Source organism: Streptomyces sp. NPDC056600, assembly GCF_042792855.1.
Classification (GTDB): Bacteria; Actinomycetota; Actinomycetes; order Streptomycetales; family Streptomycetaceae; genus Streptomyces.
In genome coordinates this window covers 197,367-210,803 of the sequence record NZ_JBHTVQ010000002.1, presented here as the reverse complement: position 1 = coordinate 210,803, position 13,437 = coordinate 197,367, and the positions used below count along the sequence as shown (strand labels likewise).

Sequence of the window (13,437 nt, the reverse complement as noted above, 5' to 3'; positions counted from 1 at the left end):
ACGCAGCCGTGCCGGGGAGTGTCGTGGCCCGTCCCTTCGACGTCAACGAGATCTATCCCGACGACCCGACCGACTCGGTGCGGCTTCCCCGCCGGCGGGCCGGGGGCTCACCACAGAGCCTCACGGTGACGCTGCTGGCCGACTACACCCTGCGCACCCGCGCGCCCGTTCCCTCCGGGGCGATCGTGGCGCTGCTGGGCGAGTTCGGCGTCACGCCCGCGGCCGGCCGCACCGCCATCAGCCGGCTGGCCCGGCGGGGCGTGCTGGAGAGCAGCCGGCAGGGGCGCCACAGTTCCTACCGGCTCAGTGACCCCGCCGCGGTCAACCTCTCCCTCTCGGGACATTCGATCGTCGCGTTCACCGAGCGGGCCGAGAAGTGGGACGGCATGTGGACGGTCATCTCCTTCTCGCTCCCCGAGGGGCGCAGCGCGGAGCGCCGGACGCTGCGCGGGAGACTGCGCTGGCTCGGGTACGCGCCGCTGTACGACGGGCTGTGGCTGTCGCCCCGGCCGTTCAGCCCGAGGGCGCGGGAGGAGCTGGCCGGGGTCGGCCCGGGATCGCTGACGGTCTTCCGGGCCCGGCACGTGGAACTGGAGTCGACCGCCCGCCGCGATCCGCTGGAGGCCTGGGACGTCGACGCCATCGCCGAGGAGTACACCTCCTTCGTCGACCGCTGGAATCCGCTGCTCGACCGGATGCGGGCCGGTGGCGTGGGTGGCGTCGAGGCCGTGTGCGCGCGTACCGAGGTCATGGACACCTACCGCCGGTTCCACGTACTCGACCCGCGGCTGCCGATGCGGTGCATGCCGCCGGGCTGGCGGAGGGAGCAGGTCAGGGACCTCTTCACGGCCGTCTACGACGGACTCGCCGGGACCGCCCAGGAGCACGTCCGCGCGGTGGCCGCGCTGCCCTCCGGCGCGGACGGCGGCATCGGGGCCCACTCCACCGCGGACCTGCTCGCGGGAGTGCGGCTCGGCGGGTCCCCCAAGGCCAACTCCCGTTCGTCGCAGATTGATTGACGGTTTTCTGTCCGGGGGATACGGTCATTGTTATATGAGGCGTGGGGCCCCAGGGCCTCATGGTGGCCGCCCGCGGCCCTCGGTCCTTGTCCGCGAGGGCCGCGGGCGGGTCCCCCTCGATCGGCCGAGGCCTCGACGTTCACCGCTCCATCGGCCCGCGGTTCCGCCGGCCGCAGACAGTCGTGCCCGCGTCGCGATCCCGCGCGAGGGCGCTCCCCCCACCGCCGGCACGGTCGGCCTCGGCCGGATGCCGTACGGCGCAGTCCCGAGGAGTCCGCAGTGAAGAGATCACGCAGACCGTTAACGCCGTTGACAAGGCTGGCCGCCGTCGTGGTGGCGGTCGGCATCGCGCTGATCGGCCTGGTCACGGTGGTGCCCGCGCAGGCCGCGTCGCTGACCCAGGTCACCGCTTTCGGCGACAACCCGGGCAACATGCAGATGCACGTCTACGTGCCGGACAGCCGTCCCGCGAAGCCGGCGGTCGTGGTGGCCATGCACGGCTGCGGCGGCACCGGCCCGAACTTCTACTCCGGCAGCGAGTTCGCCTCACTCGCCGACCGGTACGGATTCATCGTCGTCTACCCGACGGCGACCCAGTCGGCGGGCTTCGGCAAGTGCTTCGACACCTGGTCGGACGCGGCCAAGCGCCGCGGCGGCGGCAGCGACCCCGTCTCGATCATCTCGATGATCAACTACGTGAAGCAGCAGTACAACGCCGACCCGAACCAGGTGTTCGCCACCGGCAGTTCGTCCGGCGGCATGATGACGCAGCACATGCTCGCCCTGTACCCGGACGTGTTCAAGGCCGCCGCCTCCTTCATGGGCGTTCCGTTCGGATGCTTCGCCAACGCGGCGGACTACCCGCCCAGCACCAGCAAGTGCACCGGCGGAAGCATGAACAGGACCCCCCAGCAGTGGGGTGACCTGGTGCGGCAGGCCTACCCCGGCTTCAGCGGGACGCGGCCCCGGATCCAGCTGTGGCACGGCACCAGCGACACCCTCGTGCCCTACTCGCTGCTGCAGGAGAGCGTCGAGCAGTGGACCGACGTGTTCGGGCTGAGCCAGACGCCGACGTCCTCCGACACCCCGCAGTCGGGCTGGAACCGGCAGCGGTTCGCGGGCGCCTCCGGTGCGGTGAACGTCGAGGCGTACAGCATCCAGGGGGCCGGTCACTCCCTGCCGTCGACCGGGATGGCCGCCCAGGCCGTCCAGTTCTTCGGCCTCACCGGCAGCACCCCGGGCCCCGGCCCGACGACCGGCACCCCCACCACCCCGCCGCCCGGCTCGAGCGCGTGCAAGGTGACCGCCGCGGTCACCGCCTGGAACAACGGGCTCACCGAGAACCTCACAATCACCAACACCGGCACGTCGGCGGTGAACGGATGGTCGCTCGCGTTCACCCTCCCCGGCGGGCAGACGATCACCAACGGGTGGAACGCCACCTACAAGGGGACCAGCGGGCAGGTGACCGCAACCAACGTGGGCTTCAACGGCACGCTCGCGGCGGGCCAGTCCGCCACGATCGGCTTCCAGGCCACCCACACCGGCAACACGGCCTCGCCGACCGGCTTCACCCTCAACGGCGCGGCCTGCGTCACGAGCTGACGCACGGACCGACCGGACACCGGACAGGCCGGGGCCCTCCCGAGGGCTCCGGCCCGCCCTCGTGCCGTCGGCCCGCTCTCGTGCCGTCGGTCCGCACGGCCCCGCATGCGTGTGAACCGGCGGCCCACCGGCGCCGGTGCGGTCGCGCACGTCCGAAGCATTGACAGGTTTCCTGATCGTCCCGACACTGACCGTCGATCAGGAAACCTGACAGTCTCCCCGGCCGGCAGCGCGAAGGAGCCCTGGCATGAAGCCCGCACCCCCCACCCCCGGCGACAGCACCCAACTGCGCCGCGCCGTCACGTCCAGCTTCCTCGGCAGCGTCATCGAGTACTACGACTTCCTGCTGTACGCGACCGCCTCCGCGGTGGTCTTCGCCGACGTGTTCTTCTCCGACCTCGACCCGCTGGCCGGCACGGTGGCCAGCTTCGGGACCCTGGCCACCGGCTACCTCGCCCGCCCGCTGGGCGGCGTGCTGTTCGGCCACTTCGGGGACCGGCTGGGCCGCAAGAACATGCTGGTGCTGTCGATGGTCCTGATGGGTGTCGCCAGCTTCCTGATCGGCGTGCTTCCCACCCACGCGAGCGCCGGAAGCCTGGCCCCGATCGCGCTGGTCGTGCTGCGCGTGGTGCAGGGCGTCGCGGTGGGCGGCGAGTGGGGCGGAGCGGTGCTGATGTCCGCCGAACACGCCACGGAGCGGCGCGGGTTGTGGGCGAGCTTCACCAACGCCGGAGCGCCGTGCGGCATGGCGGTGTCCACGGTGGTGATGTCCGCGACCGCCGCGGCCGTCGGCGAGGAGGCGTTCCTCGCCTGGGGCTGGCGCATACCGTTCCTGCTGAGCCTCGTACTGCTGGCCATCGGCCTCTTCGTGCGGCTGCGGGTCGCCGAGACGCCCGTCTTCACGTCGGCCGCCGCGCAGGAGGCGCCGCGGCGGGCGCCGCTCGGGGACGTGCTGCGCAACCATCCGCGGGTGCTGCTGCTCGGCGTGGGCGTCGGTCTGAGCGCGTTCGTGGTGCAGGGCACCCTCACCACGTTCATCATCTCCTACGCGGTACGGGCCGGTTACGGCCGGGAGACGGTGCTGCACGCCCTCACCGTCTCGTCGACGCTCGCCGTGGCCGGCATCCTCGGCTGGTCCGCCGCCAGCGACCGCTTCGGCCGCAGGCCGGTCGTGGCCGCGGGCGCGGTGGCGGTGGGCGCCTACTCCTTCGTGCTCTTCCCGCTGGTCGACAGCGGGAGCACCGCCGCGCTGGTGGTGGCCGTCGTCGTGGGGCAGTCGGTCCTGCACCCGATGATGTACGGGCCGCTGGCCGCGCTGTACGCGGAACTCTTCACCACCCGCAGCCGCTACACCGGGGCCTCGCTCGGCTACCAGCTCGCCGGCCTCGGAGCCGGCTTCGCGCCGCTGATCTTCGCCGAGGCGCAGGCGCTCGGCGGCGGCACGACCGCCATCTCCCTGGTCATCGCCGCGTTCTGCGCGCTCACTGTGGTCTGCGTGCTGGCGCTGGGCGAGACCAGCCGCAACCCGCTCGCCGCGCCCGCCGGGAGACGGCCGGAGGAACGCGAGAACGCCTGAGGCGCGTGCCCGTCCCGGGGCCGCTCCCGTCACCGGGGCGGGCGCAACGCCCGCCAGGAACCGTCGAGGGACGAGCGCAGGCGCGCGCGTTCCGCCCTGCTCAGCCCCGAGAGCATCAGCTCCTCGATCGCGGCGTGCGCATCGGCGTACTCGGCGAGGAGGCGGCGGCCCTCCTCCGTGAGGTGGACCAGCAGTTCGCGGCGGCTGGCCGGGTTGGGGGAGCGGGAGATCAGCTCGCGCTGCTCCAGCGCGCGCAGCATGTCGGCCATGGCCTGGGGGGTGACGAAGGAGTCGCGGGCCAGCTGCGCCGCGGAGATGCCGCCACGCCGTTCGAGCACGGTGAGCGCCGTGTACTGGAGGGTGGTCACCCCCGAGCCGCGCAGCATCTCGTCGAGGCGCGCACGGATGACGAGTTCGAGCCGCTTGACCGCATACAGCAAGGACGGCGCGCGCCGGCCCTCGGCTTCCTCCACCGTTTCCCTCCCGGGTATTGACAGGAATCTTGAGGGTACCAACCATGGTTGATCATCAAGGTTCCTGATGGTCTGGAGATGGTGTGACCGCAGAGAACGACCTCCCCGCATCCCTCTCGCCGGCATCTCTCGCGCCGGCCCGTCACGGCGACGTCGCGATCCTCACCCTGAGCCGCCCCGCCAAGCGCAACGCCCTGGACGACGCCACCGTACTGGGCCTCGGCCGCTTCTTCGACGCCCCGCCCGCCTGGGCGAAGGCCGTGGTGCTGGCCGCCGACGGCGAGCACTTCTGCGCGGGACTCGACCTGGCGGAACTCAGGGAACGGGACGCGGTGCAGGGCCTGCACCACTCCCGCATGTGGCACCGTGCCTTCGAACGGATCGCGTGCGGAACCGTGCCGGTGATCGCGGTGCTCAAGGGCGCCGTCGTGGGAGGCGGCCTGGAGCTGGCCGCCTCCGCCCACCTGAGGATCGCCGAGGACTCGGCCTTCTTCGCCCTGCCGGAGGGGGAACGCGGCCTGTTCGTCGGCGGAGGCGCCTCCGTCCGGATCCCGCGCCTCACCGGTGTGGCCCTGATGGCCGACATGATGCTCACCGGCCGTGTGCTCGACGCCGACGAGGGCGCCGCCGCCGGACTCGCCACCTACCGGACCGCGACGGGGGAGGGCCTGTCCAAGGCGCTCGAACTCGCCGCCCGCGTCGCCCGGAACAGCCCCGTCACCAACTACGCCGTGATCCACGCCCTGCCCAGGATCGCCGAGGCGGCGCCCGAGACCGGGCTGCTCCTGGAATCCCTGATGGCCGGCGTCGCCCAGAGCAGCCCTGAGGCCAAGGACCGGATGAACGCCTTCCTGTCCGGCCGGGCGGCCAAGGTCACCGCACCGGCCTCCGCACCGGCACCGGCCTCCGCGCCCGTGTCCCCACCCCCCGCTCCCCGTTCCCCTTCCGCTCCCTCTCCCGCTCCCACCTCCCCCCTCACCTCCGTCGACGAGGAGGCACGATGAGCACCCCCCACCCGCCCAGGGAACCCGAACTCCTCCACCCGCCCGTCCCGGAGCGGGCCCGCGTCGCCCGCGTCCGGGAGTTCCTGACCTGGCTGCGCGACGACCGCAGGGCCGACCTGGCCTCCTGGGAGGAGCTGCGGGCCTGGTCGGTCCGCGACCTCGAGGACTTCTGGGAGTCGGTCCGGGAGTACTTCGGCGTCCGGTTCCACACCCCCGCCGAGAAGGTCCTCACCACCCGGGAGATGCCCGGCGCCCGCTGGTTCCCCGGCGCCACCCTCAACTACGCGGAGCACGCCCTCGGCCGGCCCGAGGACGCCGACACGGTCGCCGTCGTCGCGCACTCCCAGACCCGGGAGCCCGTCGAGCTGACCTTCGCCGAACTCGCCGAGCGGGTACGGCGGGTACGCGCCGGGCTGCGTCGCCTGGGCGTCGGCAGGGGCGACCGGGTGGCCGGTTACCTGCCCAACATCCCCGAGACGCTGGTCGCCTACCTGGCCACCGCCAGTCTCGGCGCCGTATGGACGGCCTGCGCACCGGAGTTCGGGCCGCGCAGCGTGCACGACCGGTTCGGACAGGTGGAGCCCAAGGTCCTGCTCGCCGTCGCGGGGTACACCTACGGCGACAAGGAGGCCGACAAGCGGGCCGAGGTCGCGGAGATCCGCGCCGCGCTGCCCGGCGTGCGCCACCTCGTCCACGTCCCCTACGGACGGCACGCGTTGGACGGGGCGGTGCCCTTCGCCGACCTGCTGGCCGACACCGACGAACCCCTCGCCTTCGAGCCCGTTCCGTTCGGCCATCCGCTGTGCGTGCTCTACTCCTCCGGCACCACCGGCAGGCCCAAGGCCATCGTCCACGGCCACGGCGGACTGCTGCTGGAGCACCTGAAGAACCACGCCTTCCACTGGGACCTGGGCCCCGGCGACCGGCTGCTGTGGTTCAGCACCACGGCCTGGATGATGTGGAACACGCTCGTGTCGGCGCTGCTGGTCCGCTCCTCCATCGTCATGATCGACGGCAACCCGCTCCATCCCGGGCTGGGGGAACAGTGGCGGCTCGCCGAGCGCACCGGCGCGACGCTCATGGGCGCGAGCCCCGGCTACCTGATGGCCTGCCGCAAGGAAGGGATGCGGCCCGCCGAGGAGTTCGACCTCTCCCGGCTGCGGCAGATCGGTGTGGCGGGCAGTCCCTTCCCGCCCGAGGGCGCCCGGTGGGTGGCCGAACAGTTCGGCAGCCGGGTGCTGCTCAACGTCGGCAGCGGCGGCACCGACGTCTGCACCGGACTCGTGCAGGCGTCGCCGCTCACGCCGGTGTACGCCGGCGAGATGTCCGGGCCGAGCCTGGCCGTCGACGTCAAGGCGTACGACCGGGACGGCCGGTCCGTCGTGGGGGAGCTGGGCGAGCTGGTGATCACCTCACCGATGCCGTCCATGCCGGTCGGCCTGTGGGGCGACCCGGACGGCAGCGGGCTGAGGGACGCCTACTTCTCGGCCTATCCGGGCGCGTTCCGCTTCGGTGACTGGTGCCGGTTCTCCGCCGCCGGCTCCTGCCTGATCACCGGCCGGTCCGACGCCACCCTCAACCGGGGCGGGGTGAGGCTGGGCACCGGCGAGTTCTACCGGGTCCTGCAGGACGCCGACGAGATCACCGACAGCGTCGTCGTCCACCTCGAGGATCCCGCGGGCGGCACGGGCGAACTGATCCTCTTCGTGGTGCCCAGCCCCGGTAGCGGGGTCGACGACGGCCTGCGGGAGCGGCTGTCCGCGCGGATCCGGTCCGCCCTGTCGCCGCGCCACGTGCCGGACCGGATCGTCGCGGTGCCCTCCGTGCCGTACTCGCGGACCGGCAAGAAGCTGGAGGTGCCGGTCAAGCGGATCCTGCTCGGCGCCGACCCGGCCGCCGTCGCCTCCCCGGGCGCGCTCGTCGACCCGTCAGCGCTCGACGCGTTCGCGGAGTACGGCCGCCGCCGCGCCGAGGACGCCCGATGAGCGCCGGGCGCACCGCCGCGGGGGACCTCGGGCCCGCGGTGGCGGGCGCCGGGCACGCCGCGGTGGTGGGCACCGGCGTCATCGGCGCGGGGTGGGCCGCCCTGTTCCTGGCCCAGGGCCTGGACGTCCACGCCCACGACCCCGCCGACGGCGCCGAGGAGCGGCTACGGGAATCCGTCCGCATGGCCTGGCCGGCCCTCACCCGGCTCGGCCTCGCCGAAGGCGCCGACCCGCACCGGCTGCGGTTCACCGGCAGCGCGGCGGAGGCCGCCGACGGTGCGTGCTTCGTGCAGGAGAGCGGCCCGGAGCGGGAGGACGCCAAGCGGCGGCTGCTCGCCGAGCTCGACGAGGCGGCCCCGCCGGGGACGCCCCTGGCCAGCAGTTCCTCCGGGATCACGCCCAGCACGCTGCAGACGATGTGCGCGCGCCGCCCGGAACGGGTGCTGGTCGGCCACCCCTTCCACCCGTCCCACCTCATCCCGCTGGTCGAGGTCGTGCCGGGTGCGCACACCGAGCGGTCCGTCGTCGAGGAGACCCTGCGCTTCTACACCGCAGTCGGCAAACGGCCGGTCCTGGTACGGCGCGAGGTGCCCGGCCACGTCACCAACCGGCTCCAGGCCGCCCTGTGGCGGGAGGCCTACTCGCTGGTGGAACGAGGCGTGGCCACCGTCGCCGACATCGACACGGCCGTCTCCGAGGGCCCCGGCCTGCGCTGGGCGCTGCTCGGCCCCCTGGTCAACCAGCACCTGTCCGGCGGGTCGGGCGGCATGGCCCACACCCTGGAACACCTCGGACCGCCCGCCCAGCGCTGGATGGACGACCTCGGCACGCCACAGCTCACCCCGGCCCTGACCGAGGCGCTGGTCCGCGGCGTCGACGAGGAACTCACCGGCGTCGACCAGGCGCGCATGGTGGCCGAGCGGGACGAACTGCTGGTCCAGCTCATCGAGGAGAAGCGCCGCCGCCGCTCCCTGCCCTGACACCGCCCCCCAGCCGGCCCCGACGCCCTGCCCCCGCCGCCCCCCGACGCCCAGCCCTCCCGCCCCCCCGACGCCCCGACGAGGAGTGCGCACGTGACCGCCCGCTATCGCCCCCGCGTCGACCCCGACGCCATCGTCGCGCTCGACACGCATGTCCACATCGAGTGCGACGGCCACGGCCGCCTCTCCCTGGACCAGGAACTCCTGGACGCCTCGGCCCGGTACTTCCGGTCCGGGCATCCGCGCACGCCCACCCTGGAGGAGATTGCCGGGCACTACCGCGCCCGGAACATGGCCGCGGTCGTCTTCACCGTCGACGCCACCACCGGCCTCGGTCACCCGTCGCTCTCCAGCGAGGAGATCGCCGAAGGCGCCGCCGAACACGCCGACGTGCTGCTGCCGTTCGGCTCCGTCGACCCACTGCGCGGCGACCGGGCCGTGCGGCAGGCCCGACGTCTGGCCGAGGAGTACGGCGTCCTCGGCTTCAAGTTCCACCCCAGCCTGCAGAACTTCGCGCCGAACGACCCGGCCCACCGCCCGCTGTGGGAGACGCTCCAGGAACTCGGCACCGTCGCCCTCTTCCACACCGGACAGACCGGCATCGGCGCGGGACTCCCCGGCGGTCGGGGCATCAAGCTGCGGTACTCCGACCCGATGCTCCTCGACGACGTGGCAGCGGACTTCCCCCACCTGACCATGGTGCTCGCCCACCCGTCGGTGCCCTGGGTGGACTCGTCGATCTCGATCGCCACCCACAAGGCCAACGTGTACCTCGACCTGTCGGGCTGGTCCCCCACGTACTTCCCGCCGCAACTCGTCCGGCAGGCCGGCGGCCCGTTGCGCCACAAGGTCCTCTTCGGCTCCGACTTCCCTGTCCTCACCCCCGACCGGTGGCTCGCGGACTTCGAGAGGCTGGACATCAAGGACGAGGCGCGCCCGCTGATCCTCAAGGAGAACGCCCTGCGCGTGCTGGGCCTGAACAGGGAGCAAAAGCCCGTCGCGTGACCGTGTTAGCGATAACAAGATGGGTAGCCGTGCTGGTCGACGGCTGATCCGGCACACCATCACCGGACATTCGGAAACAACATCATTCCCAGCTCAGCGGCCACTCCGGCAGAACCCTTCGGTGCCGGAGGGTGATTTTGACGTCACGCACCTGGCTCACGGCTCGTGTTAGCGGTAACAATGTTGAGCCGCTCGATGTCGAAGGGACGACGATGACGGAACGATTACCCAGACGACTGGCATGCCTCCTCACCACCGTGGCCGCCGTACTGGCGCTCCTGGTGGCTACCCCCCACGCGCCCGAGGCGCAGGCCGCCCCCGGCAGTCCGGCCCTCACCCCGCCCATGGGGTGGAACAGCTGGAACAGCTTCGGGTGCCAGATCACCGAGACACAGGTCCGCCAGGCCGCCGAGGCGATGGTCTCCTCCGGTATGCGGGACGCGGGCTACAAGTACGTGGTCGTCGACGACTGCTGGTTCGACCCGCAGCGCGACGCCCAGGGCAACCTCCGCGCGCACCCCATCAAGTTCCCCAGCGGCATGAAGGCGCTCGGGGACCACATCCACTCCCTCGGCCTGAAGTTCGGCATCTACCAGGTGCCCAACGAGAAGACCTGCGCCCAGGGCGGCGGCGCCTTCCCCGGCGCCACCGGAAGCCTCGGCCACGAGGCGCAGGACGCCCGCACCTTCGCCTCCTGGGGTGTGGACTACCTGAAGTACGACTGGTGCTCCGGCAACGGCACCCGCGACGAGCAGGTCGCCCGGTTCGCGATCATGCGGGACGCGCTGCGCGCCACGGGGCGCCCGATCGTCTACAGCGTCAACCCCAACAGCTACCACGCCATCACCGGCGACAGGTACAACTGGGGCGAGGTCGCCGACATGTGGCGCACCACCGAGGACCTGCTCGACATCTGGCAGAACGGCAACGTCAACAGCTACCCGATGGGTGTGGGCAACGTCCTGGACGTCACGGCGCCCCTGGCCGCACAGGCCGGTCCCGGACACTGGAACGACCCGGACATGCTGGTGGTCGGACGGCCCGGACTCACCCTGAACGAGTCGCGCTCGCACTTCGCGCTGTGGGCCCTGATGGGTTCGCCGCTGATGGCCGGCAACGACGTGCGGTCGATGTCCGCCGACATCAGCGCCGTGCTGCGCAACCCCCGGCTGATCGCCGTCGACCAGGACTCCCTGGGCGCCGGCGGGCGGCGGGTGCGCGACGACGGCGACACCGAGGTCTTCGCCAAGGAGCTGGCCGACGGCTCGGTGGCCGTGGGGCTGCTCAACCGCGGCGGCGGCACCGCCACCGTGAGCACCACGGCGGCCCAGATCGGGCTGTCCGGCGGCTCGTTCACGCTGACCGACCTGTGGACCGGCGCCAACTCGACGAGCGGCGGCCAGATCTCCGCCTCCGTCCCCTCCCACGGCATCGCCGTGTTCCGGGTGTCCGGCGGCACCCCGCTGGCCCACCAGACCTTGCGGCTGCGCGGGGCCGGCTCCGGCCGCTGCGTGGACGTGGACAACGCCTCCACCGCGTCGGGCTCGACGGTCCTCGTGTGGGACTGCCACACCGCCGCCAACCAGCTGTGGACGACGTGGGCGGGCGGCGAGATCCGCGTGTTCGGGGACAAGTGCCTCGACGCCTACGAGCGGGGCACCACCAACGGCACCCGGGTGATCACCTGGCCGTGCAACGGCCAGGACAACCAGAAGTGGACCCTGGCCTCCGACGGGTCGATCCGCAACACCCTCTCGGGTCTCTGCCTGGACGTCGAGAAGGCCGCCACGGCCAACGGGAGCCGGCTCGTCCTGTGGAGCTGCAACGGGCAGAGCAACCAGAAGTGGACCCGTACCTGACGAGGTGACCGCGGCAGGGCGCCCCGCTCCGACCGGTCCCCCCGGCGGAGCGCGGCCCCTGCCTGGGCCGCCGGGCACGGCCATGCCCCGAGGCCTGCCCGGCGACGCCGCACCCCCCTCCCGGCGGGTCCCCGCACCCGCTCGCACACCGCCCCTGCCCCCACACCGAGAGAGGACGACCGGTGCCGCACCAGTCATCGCTCCGCTCCGTGCTCCGCCTCAGGCCCGTCCACCGTCGTGGTCTCGCCTGGGTGATCAGCCTCCTGTGCTGCCTCACGCTCTTCCAGCCGTCCGTCGCCCACGCGGACAACCCCCTCGTCCAGACCGTCTACACCGCCGATCCGGCCCCCCTGGTCCACAACGGCCGGGTGTACCTGTACACCGGTCACGACGAGGACGCCTCGACCTGGTTCACCATGAAGGAGTGGCGGGTCTACTCGTCCTCCGACATGGTCAACTGGACCGACCACGGCTCCCCGATGAGCCTCGCCACGTTCAGCTGGGCGAGCGCCGACGCCTGGGCGGGCCAGGTCGTCGCGCGCAACGGGAAGTTCTACTGGTACGCCCCGATGAAGAACCGGGCCACCGGCCGCATGGCCATCGGCGTGGCGGTCGCCGACTCGCCCACCGGCCCCTTCCGGGACGCCCTGGGACGGCCCCTGGTGGAGAACGGCGAGATCGACCCCACCGTCTTCATCGACGACAACGGCCAGGCGTACCTGTACTGGGGGAACCCGAACCTCTGGTACGTACGGCTGAACGCCGACATGACCTCCTACTCCGGCACGCCGACGCAGATCCCCCTCACCACCCAGGGGTTCGGCACCCGCGCCGGCAACACGGAGCGTCCCACCCTGTACGAGGAGGGGCCGTGGGTCTACAAGCGCAACGGCCTCTACCACCTGGTGTTCGCGGCGGCCTGCTGCTCCGAGTTCATCGCCTACTCGACCGCACCCGGCCCCACCGGCCCCTGGACCTACCGCGGCACGATCATGCCCACGCAGGGTTCCAGCTTCACCAACCATCCCGGCATCGTCGACTTCGCCGGGAACTCGTACTTCTTCTACCACAACGGCGCGCTCCCCGGCGGCGGCGGGTTCACCCGCTCGGTGGCCGTGGAGAAGTTCGCCTACAACGCCGACGGCACGATCCCGACGATCAACATGACCTCGGCCGGCGCTCCGCAGGTGGGCACGCTGAACCCGTACGTCCGGCAGGAGGCGGAGACGATCGCCTGGGCCACCGGCGTGGAGACCGAGGCGTCCACCGAGGGCGGCATGGACGTCGGGTACGTCGAGAACGGTGACTGGATCAAGGTCAAGGGCGCGGCCTTCGGTTCCGGAGCCCGCTCCTTCCAGGCCAGGGTCGCCTCGGCGACCTCGGGCGGCAGGATCGAGGTCCGCCTGGACAGCGCCACCGGTCCCCTCGCCGGCACCTGCACCGTCCCCGGCACCGGGGGCTGGCAGACGTGGACGACCGTCTCCTGCCCGGTGACCGGCGCCGGAGGCACCCGCGACGTCTACTTCCGCTACACGGGCGGCAGCGGCTACCTCTTCAACGTGAACTGGTGGCAGTTCACCGCCTGACCGCGCCCCGCCCTCGTCACCGCGGTCACCGCACCCCACGGCAGTCACCGCACCCACCGCAGTCACCGCCGTCGCCGCGCACGCCCCCGGCCGGACCGTCGGTCCGGCCGGGGGCGCCGCCGGCCGCCCCCCTTCCGCCCCCCGGCCCAGAACGTGGACCCCCCAGTCCAGGCAACCCCACCCCCACACCCCCACAACCGAGTTCAAGGCGGCCACCCGCGCCGCCCGCCCCGCCGCCCCGCCCCCCCCTCCACGCGAAGCACATCTCTAGGGTCATATAGCGAATTCTGACCGGGCGGACAGGAGACGTTGGGGAGGGCTCAGGGCGCGCGGTAGCGTCGGAGG

The 13,437-nt window shown here is 72.3% G+C and carries 10 protein-coding genes; 9 read left to right on the top strand and 1 reads right to left on the bottom strand.

Going from position 1 to position 13,437, the window contains the following annotated elements:
• The first annotated feature begins 23 nt into the window (after positions 1 to 23).
• The 3 genes from ACFRAV_RS02145 to ACFRAV_RS02135 all read left to right on the top strand — a co-directional run bounded on the left by ACFRAV_RS02145 (position 24) and on the right by ACFRAV_RS02135 (position 4,200).
• The gene (locus tag ACFRAV_RS02145; protein ID WP_382550581.1) at positions 24 to 1,019 is read left to right on the top strand and encodes a PaaX family transcriptional regulator C-terminal domain-containing protein; all 996 of its coding nucleotides are present in this window, start codon (positions 24 to 26) and stop codon (positions 1,017 to 1,019) included.
• A gap of 309 nt (positions 1,020 to 1,328) precedes the next feature.
• Positions 1,329 to 2,624, top strand: a complete 1,296-nt coding sequence (locus tag ACFRAV_RS02140; protein ID WP_382550578.1) for a PHB depolymerase family esterase — start codon at positions 1,329 to 1,331, stop codon at positions 2,622 to 2,624.
• A gap of 247 nt (positions 2,625 to 2,871) precedes the next feature.
• Entirely contained in the window at positions 2,872 to 4,200 is a 1,329-nt protein-coding gene (locus tag ACFRAV_RS02135) for an MFS transporter (RefSeq protein WP_382550576.1), read from the top strand.
• Between the two features lie 29 nt (positions 4,201 to 4,229).
• Here ACFRAV_RS02135 and ACFRAV_RS02130 read toward each other — a convergent pair whose 3' ends face one another.
• Positions 4,230 to 4,586 (bottom strand): MarR family transcriptional regulator, encoded by a 357-nt coding sequence (locus ACFRAV_RS02130; protein ID WP_382550706.1) that lies wholly within the window; start codon positions 4,584 to 4,586, stop codon positions 4,230 to 4,232.
• A gap of 170 nt (positions 4,587 to 4,756) precedes the next feature.
• On the opposite strand from ACFRAV_RS02130, the gene ACFRAV_RS02125 reads away from it, so the two are divergent.
• From ACFRAV_RS02125 to ACFRAV_RS02100, 6 genes are all read left to right on the top strand, one after another.
• The gene (locus ACFRAV_RS02125; protein ID WP_382550574.1) at positions 4,757 to 5,677 is read left to right on the top strand and encodes a crotonase/enoyl-CoA hydratase family protein; all 921 of its coding nucleotides are present in this window, start codon (positions 4,757 to 4,759) and stop codon (positions 5,675 to 5,677) included.
• Positions 5,674 to 7,662 carry an acetoacetate--CoA ligase gene (locus tag ACFRAV_RS02120; protein WP_382550572.1) on the top strand — a complete coding sequence of 663 codons (1,989 nt, stop codon included), beginning with the start codon at positions 5,674 to 5,676 and terminating at the stop codon, positions 7,660 to 7,662. Before ACFRAV_RS02125 ends, ACFRAV_RS02120 begins: the two co-directional genes overlap by 4 nt.
• Positions 7,659 to 8,642, top strand: coding sequence for a 3-hydroxyacyl-CoA dehydrogenase NAD-binding domain-containing protein (locus ACFRAV_RS02115; protein WP_382550570.1), 984 nt, complete (start codon positions 7,659 to 7,661; stop codon positions 8,640 to 8,642). The genes ACFRAV_RS02120 and ACFRAV_RS02115 overlap by 4 nt, the downstream gene beginning before the upstream one ends.
• Before the next feature lie 93 nt (positions 8,643 to 8,735).
• Positions 8,736 to 9,647: an amidohydrolase family protein gene (locus ACFRAV_RS02110; RefSeq protein ID WP_382550568.1), complete on the top strand. Its 912-nt coding sequence runs from the start codon at positions 8,736 to 8,738 to the stop codon at positions 9,645 to 9,647.
• A gap of 212 nt (positions 9,648 to 9,859) precedes the next feature.
• A complete protein-coding gene (locus tag ACFRAV_RS02105) occupies positions 9,860 to 11,506 on the top strand; it encodes a glycoside hydrolase family 27 protein (protein ID WP_382550566.1) in 1,647 nt (548 codons plus the stop codon).
• A 251-nt stretch (positions 11,507 to 11,757) separates the two neighbouring features.
• Entirely contained in the window at positions 11,758 to 13,092 is a 1,335-nt protein-coding gene (locus ACFRAV_RS02100; RefSeq protein ID WP_382550702.1) for a glycoside hydrolase family 43 protein, read from the top strand.
• Positions 13,093 to 13,437 lie beyond the last annotated feature (345 nt).

What these genes read in the sequence shown, in the direction of transcription:
- ACFRAV_RS02135 (WP_382550576.1), top strand. Translation starts at nt 2,872, where the DNA reads ATGAAGCCCGCACCCCCCACCCCCGGCGACAGCACCCAACTGCGCCGC.
- ACFRAV_RS02120 (WP_382550572.1), top strand. Translation starts at nt 5,674, where the DNA reads ATGAGCACCCCCCACCCGCCCAGGGAACCCGAACTCCTCCACCCGCCC.
- ACFRAV_RS02115 (WP_382550570.1), top strand. Translation starts at nt 7,659, where the DNA reads ATGAGCGCCGGGCGCACCGCCGCGGGGGACCTCGGGCCCGCGGTGGCG.
- ACFRAV_RS02105 (WP_382550566.1), top strand. Translation starts at nt 9,860, where the DNA reads ATGACGGAACGATTACCCAGACGACTGGCATGCCTCCTCACCACCGTG.
- ACFRAV_RS02130 (WP_382550706.1), bottom strand. Translation starts at nt 4,586, where the DNA reads ATGCTGCGCGGCTCGGGGGTGACCACCCTCCAGTACACGGCGCTCACC.